Origin of the sequence: Roseateles sp. NT4 (genome assembly GCF_051857475.1) — a bacterium.
GTDB lineage: Bacteria > Pseudomonadota > Gammaproteobacteria > Burkholderiales > Burkholderiaceae_C > Pelomonas.
On the sequence record NZ_JBPZGZ010000002.1, the window covers coordinates 1,932,026 to 1,947,609 of the forward strand.

The following is a 15,584-nucleotide window of genomic DNA, read 5'->3' on the forward strand; positions in this document are numbered from 1 at the left end:
GACCCTCTGTGCCTCTGGGCCTCTGTGGCCAAGTTCCGATCGGGGCGAAGCGCATGAACCGCACGCATCTTTCGCTTGCCGCCACCGTCGTGCTGCTGGTGCTGCCCTTCGCACCCGTGCCCGACTTCTGGATCACCCAGCTCAACTACATCGGCCTGTTCTCCCTCGTCGTGCTCGGCCTGGTGCTGCTGACCGGCGTCGGCGGCCTCACGTCCTTCGGCCAGGCGGCCTTTGCCGGCGTCGGCGCCTATGCCACCGGCTATCTGTGCAATGCCATGGGCCTGTCGCCGTGGCTGGGCCTGGTGGCGGGGCTGGCCATCACGTTGGTGCTAGCCCTTGTCATCGGCCTGCTGACGTTGCGCATGTCGGGCCACTACCTGCCGCTGGCCACCATCTGCTGGTGTCTGGCCCTGTACTACCTGATCGGCAACCTGGAGGTGCTGGGCAAGTACGACGGCCTGCTGGGCCTGCCGGCTATTCACCTCGGCGATTTCAGCTTCCAGAGCGAGCGTCGCATCTATCTGCTGATCTGGCTGGCGGCCCTGCTCGCGGCACTAGGTGTCACGCGCCTGCTGGACTCGCGGCCCGGTCGCATCATGCGGGCGCTGAACACCAACCGCGGCGGCGGCGCGACCATGCCCGAGGCCATGGGCGCGAGCACCTTCCGCTACAAGCTCATCATGTTCGTCGTCGCGGCCCTGCTGGCCTCGGTGTCGGGCTGGCTGTATGCCCATATGCAGCGCAGCGTGAACCCCTCGCCCTTCGGCATCAAGTTCGGCATCGAATACCTCTTCATGGCCGTCATCGGCGGCATCGGCACGGTGGGTGGTGCATTCACGGGGGCGGCCCTCGTGAAGCTCGCAGAAGACCAGCTCAAGGTCTGGCTGCCGATGATCTTCGGCGGCTCGGGCAATTACGAAATCATCGTCTTCGGCATCGTGCTGGTGCTCGTGTTGCGCTTTGCGCCGGATGGCCTGTGGCCGCTGATCGCGCGCTGGCTGCCGGCTCGCGGTAGCAAGGCCGTGGACGAAAACGCACCATGCCTGAGCGCTCGCAGCCACCCGCAGCCCGGTGCGGCGCTGCTGGACGTGCGCAGGATCAGGAAGACCTTCGGCGGCCTGGTCGCCGTCAACGACATCAGCTTCACCATCCGCGCCGGCGACATCGTCGGCCTCATCGGCCCCAACGGCGCTGGCAAGAGCACGACCTTCAACCTCGTCTCCGGCGTACTGCCGCTCACAAGCGGCGAGGTCGAGCTGCTGGGCCAGCGCGTCGACCGCCGCGAAAGCCGCGACATCGCCCGCGCTGGCCTCTCCCGCACCTTCCAGCATGTGAAGCTGGTGCCCGACATGACGGTGCTGGAGAACGTCGCGCTGGGCTGCTATCTGCGCACCCGAAGCGGCACCGTGGCCGCCATGCTGGGCCTGGATCGCGCCGAAGAGGCGCAGGCCCGCGCCGAGGCCCTGCGCCAGCTGCGCCGCATCGGCTTGGGCGACCAAGCCCATGAGCTGGCCGGCAACCTGGCCCTCGGTCCGCAGCGTCTCGTCGAGATTGCGCGTGCCCTGGCCAGCGACCCTTCGCTGCTGCTGCTGGACGAACCCGCCGCCGGCCTGCGCCACAAGGAAAAGCAAGCCCTGGCCGAGGTGCTGAAGCAGCTGAAGGCTGAGGGCCTGTCGCTGCTGCTGGTCGAGCACGACATGGACTTCGTCATGAAGCTGACCGACCGCATCGTCGTCATGGAGTTCGGCCGCTATCTGATGGACGGCACGCCCGCCGAAGTGCAGGCCAGCCCGGCGGTGCGTGCGGCCTATCTGGGAGCGGACGAATGAGCGCTCTCCTCGAAGTTGCTGATCTGCACGCCGGCTATGGCCGCGCCGAGGTGCTGCACGGCTTGAGCTTCACGGCCGAAGAGAAGAGCGTCGTCACCGTCATCGGCCCCAACGGCGCCGGCAAGTCGACGCTGCTCGGCACACTGATGGGCTTGATCCCGTCGCGCAGCGCGGTTCTGCGCTTTGCGGGCGAAGACATTGCCAAGCTGACGCTGGAAGAGCGCGTGCTCGCCGGCCTCGCCCTGGTGCCCGAGAAACGGGAGCTCTTCGGCACCATGACGGTCGAGGACAACCTGCTGCTCGGTGGCTGGCGGCCCAGGAAACTGGGCGACCGGCGCTGGCGCGATGGGCTGGACAGCGTCTATGCTCGTTTCCCGCGCCTGAAGGAACGCAGCAGGCAGGCGGCCGGCACGCTGTCCGGCGGCGAGCGCCAGATGCTGGCCCTGGGCCGCGCGCTGATGGGCCAGCCCAAGCTGCTGATGCTGGACGAGCCCAGCCTGGGCCTGGCGCCGCTGATCGTTCGCGAGATCTTCACCATCGTCGAAGACCTGCGCGCCACCGGCGTCAGCATCCTGCTCGTCGAACAAAACGCTCGCGCTGCGCTACGCGTGGCGGATCACGGGCATGTGCTGGAGACGGGTGAATTCGGGCTCAGCGGGCCGGCGGATCAGCTGGCGGCGGATCCGCGGGTGATTGAGACGTATCTGGGTGCGGCGCACAAGGACTAACTCATCGAATGACCCGAGAACCGGAAGGCATGGAATGGCGTGGGCGTATCGTTGAGATGTGCAAAGCCTCACTGCTGGATGGCGCATTTCATTCGCTGGTCTTCAATCAGAACCGATTGCGTTCGGGTTTCGCTTGTCCCCCACCGCCAATAGATCTCAGTGAGTTGTACCCGGAAGCTAGCGACGCGCAGCTCACTCACGCGTTGCGGGCGGCGGAGCGCTTGGAGTCTTCCGGTGCACACTTCGCTGAGCTTTTCTATGGCGGCCAAGGCCAGATTGCGTCCGAAGTGATTCGAACCTTGCATCCTGGTTTCAGCGATACCTGCTATTCGTCGGTGCTTCATCGTGCGCAGGTAGGTGCCCGCTAGCCCTCGCTGAGCGGCTAAGGCCTGACCAGCATCGTCGGCGCAATGCCGAACATCCGCCGACACGTCCGGCTGAGATGGGCCGAATCCGCAAAGCCCCAATCCTGGGCCGCGTCCGTCCACGACTGCCCGCCCATGGCCGCGCCGACGGCGGCTTCGACGCGGGCCCACAGCAGATAGGTCCGCAGGGACATGCCGGTCTGCGCGACGAAAAGGTGGCGGAAGCGGCTGGGTGACAGATGCGCAGCGGCGGCGGCTTGCGCCAGCGTCACGGGCTCGCCCAGGCGAGCGCGCATGAACTCGATGGCGCGGCTGATGCGCGGATCAACGCTCAATGCCGGTGGTGTCTGGCCGCACAGCGTGTCGACGATTTGGCGACTGATGGCCACGAGGGCTTCGTCCGACGCGTCCTCGTTGAAAGCCTGGAGCAAATCGTCCAGCTGGCCTTCAATGGATTCGACGGGCAGGTCGGTGATGGGCTCAGCGCCATACGACTGCAGCAGGGTGTGGCCTTGCGCCGTCTCGGGCTCCACAAAGATTTGCGCCACGGTTTCGCCGCTGCCATCGAACTGGTGGCGCTGATGGGGCTGGACCATGGCGACGGCGTGTTCCCGCCACGGCTGATCGTCTTCGCCGCACAGCCGCAGCCGCCCCGTCAGACCCATCGAGATCTGGATGGCGTGATGGGCGTGAGCCTGTGCATGGCCCGTGGCGCGGCCTATCCAGAGACTGCCGCCGCTCCACAGCAGCACGCGGCCAATGCCAACGATGGGCTTGTTGCTCAAGGCGTTCTCCGTCCTTGCAGATCAGCCGTTTCGTTCAAGCCGGCAACGCCTGCGATGAACAGAATTCTCTTCACGGGCCGACCGGTCCGCATCCCTGTCACCTCACGGAGTTAACCATGCAAAACCCCACGACCCCCGCCTGCAACTGCACCAACTGTCCCGGCGCCTCCTGCACCTGCGGCTGTCAGTCGCTTGCGACTCAACTGGCTGCCGCGGCAGCCGCCGTTGGCTGTGCCTGCGGACCGGACTGCGCCTGCCAGCCCGTCTGCCGCTGCATCTGAGTTCAGGCCCTGCGGTGCAGGCTAACACCCGCACCGCACGACTGCGACGCTCACTGCGCCGTCATGCCCCCTTTTGCCGTTGTCTTCATGACTCGCGTGCAGTGCCGCGGGAGTCCTGCCTTGCCGCTTGCAAGCGGCAAGTCCTTCGCCAGGCACAAGACAGTCCGCAGTGGACTGTCTTGTGTCCGGGCTCAGCCCCGCGAGGGCGGGTAACTTTTGGCGAAGCCTTCGGCTTTCTCTGACGCACCAGAGAAAAGTCACCAAAAGAGGAGCGCTCAATGCAATCCGCACTCGAGCGGGATGAAGCGCTCGCGATGCTCGGACTGGCCCGTGCCTACACGCGACCCGCTGCGCTCTCGCTGCTGTCCCTGTGACGAGCATCATTGACCGCCGCTTCACCACCGTTAACGCCGGCTGCACGCCGGGCTCATCAGGAAATACCGAACAACCGCGTCGCCCGAGCGACGCTGCATTTGGTATTTCTCGTGAGCCCGGCGTGCAGCCGCGCGTTCACCGGCCCGCTGTTGCGATGCGTGGTGCTCTGCATAGGGACAGCAGCGAGAGCGAAGCGGGTCGCTTCTTCCCGCAACGCCAGCGGGTGTTTTCGCGCGCCGTTCACGGCGTCTTGGCGCTGGTGTGCGATTCAGGGCCTCTTCTTTGGTGACTTTCTTCTGGCCCCGCAGAAGAAAGTTACCCGGCCGCCGGGACGGACTCCCGGCAATGCAGCGATGAGGCGCGAGCTCAGCCGGGCCTCCCATACTGGCTTGAACCGTGTCACCGACGCCCGGTCGCTCACTGCGCCGTCATCCCCCCATCCACCGCCAGCGACTGCCCCGTCAGATAGCGGGCCTTGTCGCCGGCCAGGAAAACGATGGTCTGGGCGATCTCGTCGACGGTGCCGAAGCGCTGCGTCGGGTTGCCGGCGCGCATGCCGGCCTTGGCATCCTCGCTGCGGCCGACGAAGCGTTCCAGCATGTCGGTCTGCACGGGTCCGGGCGCCACGGCGTTCACGCGCACGCCGGCTGAGGCGCCTTCCAACGCCGCGCTCTTGGTCAGGCCTTCGACCGCGTGCTTGCTGGCCACATAGACCGATGCGCCTGCAAAGCCGACCTGGCCGGCGACCGACGACACATTGACGATGGCACCACGGCCCTGGGCCAGCATGGTGCGCATCTGGTGCTTCAGCGAGAACAGCACGCCGCGCACATTGGTGTCGAAGATGGCCTCGTAGTTCTCGGCGCTCTGCTCGGTGAGAGGGCCTGTGGCGCCCTCCGTGCCGGCGTTGTTGACGGCCACATCGAGTCGGCCGAAGCGTTCGACGGTCTGCTCGATGAGTGAGCGCACCTCGGCCTCGTGGCGAACGTCGGCGCGGATGAAGGCGGCTTGCACGCCCAGGCCTTGCAGCTCGGTTGCCAGAGCCTGGCCCTCAGACTCGCGGCGGCCACTGACGACGACGGTGGCGCCTTCCTTGGCAAAGGCGAGGGCGGTGGCGCGGCCGATGCCGGTCAGGGCGCCGGTGATGAGGACGATGGGAGAAGAAGAGGAACACATGAGCAAAAGCTCCAGTGGTTGAGTGAACTCACTGTGATTGCTGCCTCCCCGATGCAGAAGACGGTCTGTCTGCCTAAGATTTATTCCATCCAAGACTGAAAGTGTGGCGATGGCAGACCGTTTGCAGTCCATGCAGACCCTGGTGCGGGTTGTCGAACTGGGCAGCTTCTCGGCCGCGGCGCGCGAGCTGGGCAGCACCCAGAGCGCCGTCAGCAAGCAGGTGGCAGCGCTGGAGAAGCTTCTCGGCGCCCAGCTGCTGGCGCGCAGCACGCGGGCCCTCAAGCTCACCGAAGCGGGCGAGCGCTATGTGGAACAGGCGCGGCGGCTGGTGGCCGAGATTGCCGAGGCGGAGAGCGAGTTGCGCGCGGGCGAACACCGGCTGCAGGGCTGGCTGCGCGTGGCGGCCTCGGGCAGTTTCGGGCGGCTCAAGCTGATGCCGCTGGTGCAGAGCTTCATGGTCGCCCATCCGGGCGTGAAGATCGACCTGCGCCTGAACGACGGCTTCATCGACCTTGTCGAGCAGGGCATCGACCTCGCAGTGCGCATCGGCGAGCAGCCGGACTCCAGCCTGGTGGCGCGCCGCATCGGTACCGTGCGCCGGGCCGTCGTCGCGCGGCGCGGCTATTTCGAGCAGATCGACCAACCGCCGCCGGCCAGCCCGGCGGCCCTGCAGCAGCATGACTGCATCGTCTACAGCGAGCTGCGCACCGGGCCGACCTGGACCTTCGAGGCTGGGCCCGACGCCGATGCGCCGCCGGGCAGCCTCGTCAGCGTGCGTGTGTCGGGCAGTCTGCGCACCAACAGCGGCGAGGCGGTGCGCGAGGCGGTGCTGGCCGGCATGGGCCTGGCCTATGCACCGCACTGGCTGGTGGAGAAGGAACTGGCCAGCGGCGAGATGGTGCTGGCCATGCCGCATTGGCAGGGCCAGGCCTTGCCCATGCAGCTGGTCAGCCCGCCGCAGCGGCGGCTGTCGGGCAAGGTCAAGGCCTTTGGCGACCACCTGGCCGCCGGCCTCGCTGAGGGTTAGATCGGCCGCAGGAAGAGGCCGATCGTCAGTGCCACGCCGAGGCCGACGATGGCGATGCGCAAGGCCTTCTCGTTGACGTGATGCAGAGCCCAGGCGCCGGCCAGGCCGCCCACGATGGCGCTGGCCCCGAGGACGGCGGCCTGCAGCCAATGCACTTCGGGCGACGTCACGAACAGGGCCACGGCCGACGCATTCATGATGCCGGCCAGCACGTTCTTGGTTGCGCCGGCATTGCGCGTGGACATGCCCGCGATGGTCAGCGCCGCCAGCATCAGGAAGCCGATGCCGCCGCCGAAATAGCCGCCGTAGATGGCGATGCAGAACTGCATGACGGCGGTGGTGCGGGCGCTCAGGTGATGGCCTTCCGCCACCGGCTTGCGCAAAAAGCTGCCCCAGGCGAACACGCTGGTGGCGAACAGCACCAGCCAGGGCACCAGGTGCGCGAACACCGACGGTGGCGTGTTCAGCAGCAGCCAGGCGCCGACCGCGCCGCCGAGCAGGCTGATGATGACGAGGGCGCGGAAGGACAGCGTCGGCGTGCCGACGACGAGGCGCCGCCCCGCCCAGCCCGAGCTGAGCTGGCCCGGGAACAGGGCCACGGTCGAGGTGATGTTGGCGGCCAGCGGCGACATGCCCGACAGGATCAGGGCCGGCAGCGTGACGAAGGAGCCGCCACCGGCGAGCGAGTTCTGCAGGCCGGCCCAGAGGCCGGCGAGCACCAGAAGTCCAAGAAGCATGTCGAGAAAAGCAGATCAGGCGCCGCGGTCGCGCGCCCAGACCAGCAGCATATTGTTGGCGGGCATGGCCAGTTTTTCGCGCAGGCAAAGACCCGCCTGGCCGGCCTCGGTCGCCACATCGGCCAGGCGGCGGATGCCCCAGGCCGGGTTGCGCTGCCGCAGGTCGGCATCGAAGGCGAGATTGCTGGGCGCCGTGGGCATGTCGTCGAGCAGATAGGGGCCGTAGGTGATCAGCAGACCCTCGGGCGCCAGATGCCGCGCGGCCCCCTGCATCAGCCCGGTCGTGCAGGCCCAGGGCGCAATGTGGATCATGTTGGCGCAGTAGATGGCATCGAGCTGCGCGGGTACGCCAGCCCAGATGGTGTCCAGCACGTTCAGCGTGATCGGCGGGTTCACGCGGGTTAGGCCCTCGCACCAGGCCGCGATCGACGGCAGCGCGCCGGGCTCGTAGTCGCTGGGCTGCCATTGCCAACCGGGCAGGCCCTCGCTGCAGAAGGCCGCATGCTGGCCGGTACCGCTGGCGATTTCCAGCAACTGGCCCGAGGCGGGCAGCAGGCGCTGCAGCGCCGCGAGGATGGGCGGGCCGTTGCGTTCGGCGGCGGGGCTGTGGCGGCGTTCGTTCATCGCTCCAATCTTGCCAGCCGTGGAAAGAATGACTTGCGGCGCGCGCCGTTTCTCGCTCGTCGCCGGCTCGGCAAAGTGGCGTCATTGTTTTCAAGGAGCCTCGCATGACCCTCAAGCTGTACCGCCACGCCCTGTCCGGCCACGCCCACCGCGCCGAACTCGCCCTGTCCCTGCTGGGCCTGCCGCACGAGCTGATCGATGTGGACTTCGCGACCCGGGCGCACAAGACGCCCGAGTTCATCGCCCGCCACCCCTTCGGCCAGCTGCCGCTGCTGGAAGACGATGGCCATCACGTCTGGGACAGCACGGCCATCCTGGTCTATCTGGCCAGCAAGTACGACAGCACCGGCCGCTGGTTGCCCCAGGACCCCGCCGGCCGCGCGGCGGTGCAGGCCTGGCTGTCGGTGGCTTCCAGCCTGATCGCCTACGGCCCCGCCGCGGCCCGCATGGTCACGGTGTTCGGAGCCCCCTTCAATGCCGACGAGGTGATCAATCGCGCTCACGGTCTGTTCAAGGTCATGCAGAGCGAGCTGTCGCAACGGCCCTTCCTGGTCGGCGACCATGCCACGCTGGCGGACATCGCCGGCTACAGCTATATCGTCAACGCACCGGAGGGCAATGTGGATCTGGCGCCGTATCCGGCCTTGCGAGCCTGGCTGGCGCGCATCGAAGCGCTGCCCGGCTTCGTGCCGTTCAAGACCACCCCTGCCGGTCTGCGTGCCGCGGCCTGACCACCATGGACGCCGCCCCTTTCCACGCCGGTGAGGTCGCCGTGCAGGCGCGCCTGGGTGTCGCCGAGCGCATGGACGAGATTGGCCGTCGCGTCGTGCGCGACCACATGCCCGAGCAGCACCAGCGCTTCTACGAGCAACTGCCGCTGATGCTGGCCGGCAGCGTCGACCCGACGGGCCGGCCCTGGGCCACGATGCTGGTGGGCCAGCCGGGCTTTGTGCAGGCGCCGGACGCCTGGCATCTGACCTTCGCCGCTCAGCCCATCCCGGGCGACCCGGCGGCGGCCGGCATGACGCCGGGTGCACCGCTGGGCCTGCTGGGCATCGAGCTGCACACGCGGCGGCGCAACCGCGTCAATGGCGAGCTGGAGGTGGTCGGCCCGGAGGGGTTGCGCCTGCATGTGAGCCAGACGGTGGGCAATTGCCCGCAGTACATCCAGGGGCGCGAGGTCGAATGGGTGCGCGATGCGGCGGACACGCGGCCGCGCGCCATCGAGCGCATTGATGACCTGGACGGCGATGCGGCCTGGTTGATCGCTGCCGCCGACACCTTGTTTGTCGCCACGCATGCCGGCGCGGCGGGGGCGGATGTGTCGCATCGCGGCGGTCCGGCGGGCTTTGTCGTGCAGGAGGACGAGCGCACGCTGCTGATCCCCGACTACTCGGGCAACCGCATGTACATGACCCTGGGCAATCTGCAGCTCGATGGCCGCGCGGGCCTGCTCTTCATCGACTTCGAGCGCGGCGACCTGCTGACGCTGACGGGCCGCGCCGACATCGTCTGGGACGGACCAGCACTGACGGCACTCGACAACGCCGAGCGCGCCTGGCGCTTCCATCTCGACGAGGGCTGGTGGCTGCGTGATGCGCTGCCCTTGCGCTGGCGCTTCCGCGACTGGGCGCCGCAGAACCGTTAGCGCAACGCAGGGTTGGCGCGCAGCATCTCCACCGCGAGGTCGACAAAGGCGCGCACCTTCTGCGTGGCGTGCCGGCCTTCGTGGTGCACCACATGCACGGGCACAGGGGGCAGCTCGAAGTCTTCCAGCAGCGGCAGCAGGGCGCCACTGGCCAGTGCGTCGGCGGCTTGGTAGCTGATGAGGCGGGTGATGCCCAGTCCCGCCACCGCGAAGGAGCGGGCCGCATCATTGGTCGTGGTGCGCAATCGTGGCCGGATGCGTTGCACGAGCGGCCGGCCACCTTCGGCGAAGCGCCACTCCGGGTAGGGCGCGACCTGGGTGGGCTGGATCAGCACATGACGGGCCAGGTCCTCCGGGCGCTGCGGGCGGCCGTGCGCGGCCAGATAGGCGGGTGAGGCGACCAGCATGCGGCGCACGCGGCCGACGGCCACGGCCTTCAGCGAGGAGTCCGGCAATTCGCCGATGCGCACGGCCACGTCCAATCCTTCATCGACGAGGTTGACGACGCGGTCGACGAAGAGGCACTGCGCGTCGACGTCGGGGTAGCGGCGCAGGTAGTCGGTGACGATGGGCGTCACATGCAGGTTGCCGAACAGCACCGGCGCCGTGACGCTGAGAAGGCCCTGGATCTGCCGGCTGGCGCCACGGGTCGCGCTCTCGGAGTCGCTCACGTCGGCCAGGATGCGCCGGCAGTCTTCGGCATAGCGGGCGCCGGCCTCGGTCACGCGCACGCTGCGGGTGGTGCGCGTCAGCAGGCGCAGGCCGAGCCGTTCTTCCAGCTCCGCCACGGCCCGCGTGACGACGGGGGCCGACAGGTCCAGCTTGCGCGCTGCGCTGGCAAAGCCGCCGCTGTCGACGACGGCGACGAAGACTTCCATGGCTTGCAGGCGATCCATGCCCGCGGACTATGCCGCACGAATTGGAGCATTCGGGCCGAGCGACGGGCCGCTCCCTAGCCGGCCCGGTTGGCGATGTGCTTGCGGCTCGATGCCGCAAGCGTCGCCGTCCCCTCGGGGGACCGGCTGGGCGCGCCCGCGTGCAGCGGGGCGCGGTCGGACGAGGGGCTCATCAAGCCAGGCGGCCAGACTGGAAGTCGCGCACCGCCTGCACCAGCTCGGCCTCGGTGTTCATGACAAACGGGCCGTACTGGGCGATGGGTTCCCCCAGCGGCTTGCCGGCGATCAACAAGGCCTTGGTCGGCTCGTCGCCGGCCTGCAGGCGCACGCCATCGCTGCCCGCCGTGTTGGCCAGGATGGCCATGCGGCCCGACAGCACCTGGCAGCCGGTCTGGAACTTCAGTCCGCCCTCGTAGACGTAGACGAAGGCATTGAAGTCGGCCGGCAGCAGTTGCTCAAAGCGGGCGCCGGGCTCGAAGTGCAGGTCCAGGTACAGCGGCTCGGTGTTGTCGCGCTGCACCGCACCGGCCACGCCATGGCTGGCGCCGGCGATGACGCGAGCCTTCACGCCGTCGCGCTCGAATTCCGGCACCTCCGGGCTGGTGACGTCGCGGTACCAGGGCTCGCGCATCTTGTCCTTGGCGGCCAGGTTGAGCCAGAGCTGGAAGCCGGCCATGCGGCCCGCGTTCTGCTCGGGCGTCTCGCTGTGGATGACGCCGCGGCCGGCCGTCATCCATTGCACGCCGCCGTCGCTGATCAAGCCTTCATTGCCGGCCGAATCGCGGTGGCGCATGCGGCCCTTGAGCATGTAGGTGATGGTCTCGAAGCCGCGGTGCGGATGGTCGGGGAAGCCGGCGATGTAGTCGTCGGGGTTGTCCGTGCCGAATGCGTCCAGCATTAGGAAGGGGTCCAGGCGCTTCTGCAGGTTCTGCGTCAGCACGCGGTTCAACTTGACGCCCGCACCGTCGCTGGTCGGCTGACCGGCGACGAGGCGTTCGACCTCGCGCGGTTGGGTGAGTTGGGAGGTAGCGACGGTGCTCATGGCTTTCTTTCTGGTTCAGGCTGCGAGGAGTTGGGTGATTTGCGAACGGGCGTTGGCCAGGCCTTGCTCGGCGGCGAAGGCCATGCCTTCGGCGTAGACGAACTCGACATCGGTCATGCCCAGGAAGGCCAGCACGGTGCGCAGATACGGTGTCATCTGGTCGCTGGGCTGGTCGCGGTGGATACCGCCGCGGCTGGTGACGATGAAGACCTTCTTGCCGGTCAGCAGGCCGACGGGGCCCTTCTCGGTGTACTTGAAGGTGACACCGGCACGGGCCACCGCGTCGATCCAGTTCTTGAACTGGGCGGTGACGTTGAAGTTGTACATGGGCACGCCGATGACGACAGTGTCGGCGGCCTGCAGTTCGGCGATCAGGGCGTCGTCCAGGGCGACGCGGGCGGCTTGTTCAGGCGTGCGCTTGTCGGCCGGCGTGAAGAGGGCACCCAGGGCGACTTCGTCCAGCACGGGCTGGGGCGTCAGCGTCAGGTCGCGCACGGTGACGGTCGCGGTCGGGGTGGCAGCGCGCAGGCCGGCGGTCAGTTCGTTGGCCAGGCGGGTGGAGACCGAGCCTTGGTTATCGGTGGCACGGCGGGCGCTGGCGTTGATTTGCAGGATGTTCATCTGGGGCTCCGTTAAGGGTCGGTTGCGATGGGATGAACTCTAGGATTGCTGATGCAGCATCGGAAGTCGCCGATTTGCATAAGATTGTTCTACTGATGGAACGATGAGGGCAAAACCATGGAATCCGATGCCGACGACCTGCTGCTGTTTGCCCGCGTCATGGAGGCCGGCAGCTTCAGCCGGGCGGCCGAGCGGGTGCACTGGCCCAAGAGCACGGTGTCGCGGCGCATGGCGGCGCTGGAGGCCAGGCTGGGTGAGAAGCTGCTGCAGCGCACGACGCGCAAGCTGGCGTTGACCGACTTCGGCGCCGGCGTGCTGGAGCATGCGCGGGTGGTGGCGGCGGAAGTGGATGGGGCGCTGGCCCTGGCCTTGCACCGCCAGCAGAAACCCAGCGGCCGGCTGCGCGTCAGCATGCCGGCGGATTTCGCCCAGCAGGTGGCGGCGGGAATGCTGGCCGAGTTCGCGCTGGCCTATCCGGAGGTACAACTGGAGCTGGACCTGACGCCGCGGCGCGTGGACATCGTCGGCGAGGGTTTCGATCTCGCCATCCGCATGGGGGCGCTCGATCAGGAGAGCCAGCTGGCCGCGCGCAAGCTGGCGACGACGCACTGGGGGCTGTACGCGTCGCCGGCCTATGTGGAGCGGGTCGGCGAGCCGCTGCTGCCCCAAGCCCTGGACAGCATGCATGGGCTGATGCTGCTGAGCCGCACCGGTGAGCCGGTGCCTTGGCGGCTGCAGAAGGAAGGGGCCGAGCCCTATCTGGCCCGGCCGACCCAGCGCAGCTCGGCGAATGCGCCCAGCCTGCTGGCCCAGCTGGCGGAGAGCGGTGTCGGCATCGCCGGCATCGACCGCCTCATCGTCAGGGATGCGCTGGCCGTGGGCCGGCTGCAGCGCCTGCTGCCCGACTGGCACCTGCCCGGCTCGACGGCCTGGGCGGTATTCCCGGAGCGCCGGCTGATGCCGCTGCGCACCCGGGTGTTTCTGGAGGCGATGTCAGCCCTGCTGGAGACCTGCCCGACGCCGAGCCCTTGAACGGGCCAGTGCCACGACGACGAGGCCAGCGGCCAGCAGCGCAACCGTGTCGGGCTCGGGCACGGCCACCGCGAACACGGCGGCAGCCAGCTGCTGGTGAGCCGCCGTGGTCGGGTGGATGCCGTCCCAGAACAGCGAGGTGCTGACATCGCAGCTGCTGCCGTTGGCGGCGCAGGCGTTGGTCCAGTTGCTGAAGCCCAGCTGTGCGGCGTTGTTCACGGCATTCGTCATGAAGCCGTACATGTCGAAGACGGTGGCGCCGCTGCCGGCCAGCGCGCCGTTCAGGACGGCATCCATCGCGAAGCTGAGCCCCGAGGCCTGGGTGCTGACACCCATGGCATTGGCCAGCGGCGTCAGGCCGAAATTGGGCGTGTTCAGCACCAGCACGTGCTGGGCACCGGCGAGCTTGAGGTTGCCGACGATGCCTGCCATGTCGGCGGCATACCCGGCCACCGTGGCGGCCGCCGTGGCGTTGGGGTCAGCGCCGCGGCCGATGGCCTCGAGAGCCTCGCGGATGTTGTTGCCACCACCCGCCACGACATAAAGGGCGTTGGGGTCGGCGGCGCCGTGGGTGGCGTTGAAGTACATGCCCAGCTGGGTCTTCATGCTGAACGGGAAGCCTTGCGGCGTCTCCGTGCCGTCAATGCCGGTCTGGGCACCGCCGAAGGCGAAGTTGGTGCCGCCGGCCAGCGAAGGCGCCAGCGGCAAGCCCAGGGATTGGGCGAAGTACTGGGTCCAGACGGCGCCGTTGGAGTAGGTGCCGGCCACCGACGGGATCTTGCTGTAGTAACCGTCGCCCTGGATGTCCACCGGCGGCAGTCCGCCCAGGGCCTGGGTCAGCAGGATGGCGTTGTTGCCGCTGTCGGAGAGGCTGTCGCCGAAGACGACGAGGTTGGAGTAGGGGCCGGTGGCCGATGCCGCAAATGCGGCGGCACAAAGACCAATGCCCGCGAGCATGCGGGCGAGCAAACGGATGGACATGGGAACTCCCTGATTGTGGCCGCAGGACTTCTAACGGCTCGACAACAGCATTCCCAACCCTTGGCTCAGCGTCAACCCGTAGACGCCCGAGACTGATATCAGTCGCTGTCGCCTTTGAAGGCGACTTCGACGGCGGCTTCTCGTGCTTTACGGATGGGCGCGAAGCGCCATTGCTTGACGGCCTCGACGGCGGCCGTGCCCAGGCGTGAGTGGCTGGCCTTGATGACGGAGGCCTGCTGGACCTTGCCGTCCGGGCCCACGGTGAACTGCACCTGGGCGTAGCCATCGCGGGCACTGCTGCTCTGCTGCATGTTGCGCGGCAGGGTCGGGTCGACCTTGGCCAGCAGCCGCAGCGGCTCTTCGATCTCTTCTTCTTGCGCCTTGGGCGGCGGCTCTGCGGCCCGGGCGGCCGCGGCCAGCGGGGCTGCGGGAGCGGGTGTGGGCGCCGCGGAGGCGAGCACGACAGGGGTGCGGTCGGGTTCGGGTTCGGGCGCCGCGGCGACGGCGACCGGAGCAGGTTCAGGGGCGGCTGCCACCGCAGTGGCGGTCGGCTGAGGCGCAGCGCTTGGGGTCGCCGCGGGGGCGGGCTTGGGGGCGGCCGCCACCGGTGTTGGCGCGGGTGCCGCCTTGCGGGCTACCGGTGCAGGGGCCGGAGCGGGCGCCGGTGCAGCGGCGGGCTTGTCGCGGTTCGCACCCTTGTCGGCGTTGAGCTTGATCCAATGGAAGACGGCATCGGCAGCCTTCTGCGCACGCTCCAGGCTCTCAGCCTTGGGCGCTTCTTGTTGGGCGCTGGCCGTTTGAGCCAGCATCATCAGGGCGCCCGCGATGGCGGGCAGGGCGAGCGCCAGGGCAGGGCGCGGTCCGAGTGTCATGACAACTCCACAAAGACGGTGTCGGCCGGTGGTCCGAGCGGCGGACTCTAGACAGGCTTTTGAAAGCCGTCAGCGGGGTTTGCCCCTCAAGCAACGCGATTAGAGGCCGCTCCCGGCAAAGCGTCACACTTGACCCGGGCTCAGGTCGTGCCGAGCAGGGCGCGGCAGCGCTTCTCGTGTTGCTGGATCTCGGCCAGCGTGACCTCGATGTCGTGGCGCTGCTGCTCGAGCTGCTCGCGGTGCTGCGCCAGGATGGTGAGGAAGGCCCGCAATTGGGGCGCCGCGCTGGCCTGGCTGTCGTACATGTCGACCAGCTGCTTGATCTCCTGCAGGGCCAGGCCCAGGCGCTTGCCGCGCAGCGTCAGCTTCAGCCGCGTGCGGTCGCGTGGCGTGTAGACGCGGTTGCGGCCCTTGCGGCCGGGCTCCAGCAGGCCGGCCTCTTCGTAGAAGCGAATGGCGCGCGGCGTGATGTCGAACTCGGCAGCCAGCTCGGTGATCGTGAAGGTCGGCTGAGGGGCTTCGGTCGCGGCGGAGACAGACTTGCGGGGGGGCATCGCTACACTCG

Annotated in this window: 17 protein-coding genes; 7 read left to right on the top strand and 10 right to left on the bottom strand. The window is 68.2% G+C overall.

Annotated features, from left to right (window positions below):
* The first annotated feature begins 53 nt into the window (after nt 1-53).
* From ACS5PN_RS18650 to ACS5PN_RS18660, 3 genes are read left to right on the top strand one after another with little or no spacing between them, the layout of a single operon-like run.
* Nucleotides 54-1,829 carry a branched-chain amino acid ABC transporter ATP-binding protein/permease gene (locus ACS5PN_RS18650; protein ID WP_439465483.1) on the top strand — a complete coding sequence of 592 codons (1,776 nt, stop codon included), beginning with the start codon at nt 54-56 and terminating at the stop codon, nt 1,827-1,829.
* Entirely contained in the window at nt 1,826-2,557 is a 732-nt protein-coding gene (locus tag ACS5PN_RS18655) for an ABC transporter ATP-binding protein (RefSeq protein WP_439465484.1), read from the top strand. The genes ACS5PN_RS18650 and ACS5PN_RS18655 overlap by 4 nt, the downstream gene beginning before the upstream one ends.
* Nucleotides 2,558-2,565: 8 nt before the next feature.
* Nucleotides 2,566-2,925 carry a hypothetical protein gene (locus tag ACS5PN_RS18660; protein WP_439465485.1) on the top strand — a complete coding sequence of 120 codons (360 nt, stop codon included), beginning with the start codon at nt 2,566-2,568 and terminating at the stop codon, nt 2,923-2,925.
* A 14-nt stretch (nt 2,926-2,939) separates the two neighbouring features.
* Here ACS5PN_RS18660 and ACS5PN_RS18665 read toward each other — a convergent pair whose 3' ends face one another.
* Together ACS5PN_RS18665 and ACS5PN_RS18670 are read right to left on the bottom strand one after the other, a co-directional pair.
* Nucleotides 2,940-3,707: a helix-turn-helix transcriptional regulator gene (locus ACS5PN_RS18665; protein WP_439465486.1), complete on the bottom strand. Its 768-nt coding sequence runs from the start codon at nt 3,705-3,707 to the stop codon at nt 2,940-2,942.
* A 1,073-nt stretch (nt 3,708-4,780) separates the two neighbouring features.
* Entirely contained in the window at nt 4,781-5,539 is a 759-nt protein-coding gene (locus tag ACS5PN_RS18670) for a glucose 1-dehydrogenase (RefSeq protein WP_439465487.1), read from the bottom strand.
* Nucleotides 5,540-5,648: 109 nt separating this feature from the next.
* Between ACS5PN_RS18670 and ACS5PN_RS18675 the strand changes: the two genes are divergently transcribed.
* Nucleotides 5,649-6,566 (top strand): LysR family transcriptional regulator, encoded by a 918-nt coding sequence (locus ACS5PN_RS18675; RefSeq protein WP_439465488.1) that lies wholly within the window; start codon nt 5,649-5,651, stop codon nt 6,564-6,566.
* Here ACS5PN_RS18675 and ACS5PN_RS18680 read toward each other — a convergent pair.
* Both ACS5PN_RS18680 and ACS5PN_RS18685 read right to left on the bottom strand, forming a co-directional pair.
* Nucleotides 6,563-7,303 (bottom strand): sulfite exporter TauE/SafE family protein, encoded by a 741-nt coding sequence (locus ACS5PN_RS18680; RefSeq protein WP_439465489.1) that lies wholly within the window; start codon nt 7,301-7,303, stop codon nt 6,563-6,565. The genes ACS5PN_RS18675 and ACS5PN_RS18680 overlap by 4 nt on opposite strands.
* Nucleotides 7,304-7,318: 15 nt before the next feature.
* On the bottom strand, nt 7,319-7,927 hold the full coding sequence (locus tag ACS5PN_RS18685; RefSeq protein WP_439465490.1) for a DUF938 domain-containing protein: 609 nt from the start codon (nt 7,925-7,927) through the stop codon (nt 7,319-7,321).
* A 104-nt stretch (nt 7,928-8,031) separates the two neighbouring features.
* Between ACS5PN_RS18685 and ACS5PN_RS18690 the strand changes: the two genes are divergently transcribed.
* Nucleotides 8,032-8,658, top strand: a complete 627-nt coding sequence (locus tag ACS5PN_RS18690; protein WP_439465491.1) for a glutathione S-transferase family protein — start codon at nt 8,032-8,034, stop codon at nt 8,656-8,658.
* Nucleotides 8,659-8,663: 5 nt separating this feature from the next.
* Nucleotides 8,664-9,575 (top strand): pyridoxamine 5'-phosphate oxidase family protein, encoded by a 912-nt coding sequence (locus tag ACS5PN_RS18695; protein WP_439465492.1) that lies wholly within the window; start codon nt 8,664-8,666, stop codon nt 9,573-9,575.
* Here the strand turns inward: ACS5PN_RS18695 and ACS5PN_RS18700 are convergent.
* The 3 genes from ACS5PN_RS18700 to ACS5PN_RS18710 form a co-directional block, all read right to left on the bottom strand.
* Entirely contained in the window at nt 9,572-10,471 is a 900-nt protein-coding gene (locus ACS5PN_RS18700; protein ID WP_439465493.1) for a LysR family transcriptional regulator, read from the bottom strand. The two genes, ACS5PN_RS18695 and ACS5PN_RS18700, sit on opposite strands and share 4 nt — an antisense overlap.
* Nucleotides 10,472-10,643: 172 nt before the next feature.
* Nucleotides 10,644-11,513 (bottom strand): pirin family protein, encoded by an 870-nt coding sequence (locus ACS5PN_RS18705; RefSeq protein WP_439465494.1) that lies wholly within the window; start codon nt 11,511-11,513, stop codon nt 10,644-10,646.
* A gap of 15 nt (nt 11,514-11,528) precedes the next feature.
* Nucleotides 11,529-12,134 carry an FMN-dependent NADH-azoreductase gene (locus tag ACS5PN_RS18710; RefSeq protein ID WP_439465495.1) on the bottom strand — a complete coding sequence of 202 codons (606 nt, stop codon included), beginning with the start codon at nt 12,132-12,134 and terminating at the stop codon, nt 11,529-11,531.
* Between the two features lie 117 nt (nt 12,135-12,251).
* On the opposite strand from ACS5PN_RS18710, the gene ACS5PN_RS18715 reads away from it, so the two are divergent.
* On the top strand, nt 12,252-13,166 hold the full coding sequence (locus ACS5PN_RS18715; RefSeq protein WP_439465496.1) for a LysR family transcriptional regulator: 915 nt from the start codon (nt 12,252-12,254) through the stop codon (nt 13,164-13,166).
* Here the strand turns inward: ACS5PN_RS18715 and ACS5PN_RS18720 are convergent.
* The 3 genes from ACS5PN_RS18720 to ACS5PN_RS18730 all read right to left on the bottom strand — a co-directional run bounded on the left by ACS5PN_RS18720 (nt 13,128) and on the right by ACS5PN_RS18730 (nt 15,573).
* Nucleotides 13,128-14,147, bottom strand: a complete 1,020-nt coding sequence (locus ACS5PN_RS18720; RefSeq protein ID WP_439465497.1) for an SGNH/GDSL hydrolase family protein — start codon at nt 14,145-14,147, stop codon at nt 13,128-13,130. The two genes, ACS5PN_RS18715 and ACS5PN_RS18720, sit on opposite strands and share 39 nt — an antisense overlap.
* A gap of 98 nt (nt 14,148-14,245) precedes the next feature.
* On the bottom strand, nt 14,246-15,019 hold the full coding sequence (locus ACS5PN_RS18725) for an energy transducer TonB (protein ID WP_439465498.1): 774 nt from the start codon (nt 15,017-15,019) through the stop codon (nt 14,246-14,248).
* A 140-nt stretch (nt 15,020-15,159) separates the two neighbouring features.
* Nucleotides 15,160-15,573, bottom strand: a complete 414-nt coding sequence (locus tag ACS5PN_RS18730) for a MerR family transcriptional regulator (RefSeq protein ID WP_439465499.1) — start codon at nt 15,571-15,573, stop codon at nt 15,160-15,162.
* Nucleotides 15,574-15,584: the final 11 nt, after the last annotated feature.

Excerpts from the sequence above, each read along its gene's own strand:
- ACS5PN_RS18655 (WP_439465484.1), top strand. The coding sequence starts at position 1,826 with ATGAGCGCTCTCCTCGAAGTTGCTGATCTGCACGCCGGCTATGGCCGC.
- ACS5PN_RS18695 (WP_439465492.1), top strand. The coding sequence starts at position 8,664 with ATGGACGCCGCCCCTTTCCACGCCGGTGAGGTCGCCGTGCAGGCGCGC.
- ACS5PN_RS18690 (WP_439465491.1), top strand. The coding sequence starts at position 8,032 with ATGACCCTCAAGCTGTACCGCCACGCCCTGTCCGGCCACGCCCACCGC.
- ACS5PN_RS18730 (WP_439465499.1), bottom strand. The coding sequence starts at position 15,573 with ATGCCCCCCCGCAAGTCTGTCTCCGCCGCGACCGAAGCCCCTCAGCCG.
- ACS5PN_RS18725 (WP_439465498.1), bottom strand. The coding sequence starts at position 15,019 with ATGACACTCGGACCGCGCCCTGCCCTGGCGCTCGCCCTGCCCGCCATC.
- ACS5PN_RS18705 (WP_439465494.1), bottom strand. The coding sequence starts at position 11,513 with ATGAGCACCGTCGCTACCTCCCAACTCACCCAACCGCGCGAGGTCGAA.
- ACS5PN_RS18675 (WP_439465488.1), top strand. The coding sequence starts at position 5,649 with ATGGCAGACCGTTTGCAGTCCATGCAGACCCTGGTGCGGGTTGTCGAA.
- ACS5PN_RS18685 (WP_439465490.1), bottom strand. The coding sequence starts at position 7,927 with ATGAACGAACGCCGCCACAGCCCCGCCGCCGAACGCAACGGCCCGCCC.
- ACS5PN_RS18670 (WP_439465487.1), bottom strand. The coding sequence starts at position 5,539 with ATGTGTTCCTCTTCTTCTCCCATCGTCCTCATCACCGGCGCCCTGACC.
- ACS5PN_RS18700 (WP_439465493.1), bottom strand. The coding sequence starts at position 10,471 with ATGGATCGCCTGCAAGCCATGGAAGTCTTCGTCGCCGTCGTCGACAGC.
- ACS5PN_RS18720 (WP_439465497.1), bottom strand. The coding sequence starts at position 14,147 with ATGTCCATCCGTTTGCTCGCCCGCATGCTCGCGGGCATTGGTCTTTGT.
- ACS5PN_RS18680 (WP_439465489.1), bottom strand. The coding sequence starts at position 7,303 with ATGCTTCTTGGACTTCTGGTGCTCGCCGGCCTCTGGGCCGGCCTGCAG.
- ACS5PN_RS18715 (WP_439465496.1), top strand. The coding sequence starts at position 12,252 with ATGGAATCCGATGCCGACGACCTGCTGCTGTTTGCCCGCGTCATGGAG.
- ACS5PN_RS18650 (WP_439465483.1), top strand. The coding sequence starts at position 54 with ATGAACCGCACGCATCTTTCGCTTGCCGCCACCGTCGTGCTGCTGGTG.
- ACS5PN_RS18660 (WP_439465485.1), top strand. The coding sequence starts at position 2,566 with ATGACCCGAGAACCGGAAGGCATGGAATGGCGTGGGCGTATCGTTGAG.
- ACS5PN_RS18710 (WP_439465495.1), bottom strand. The coding sequence starts at position 12,134 with ATGAACATCCTGCAAATCAACGCCAGCGCCCGCCGTGCCACCGATAAC.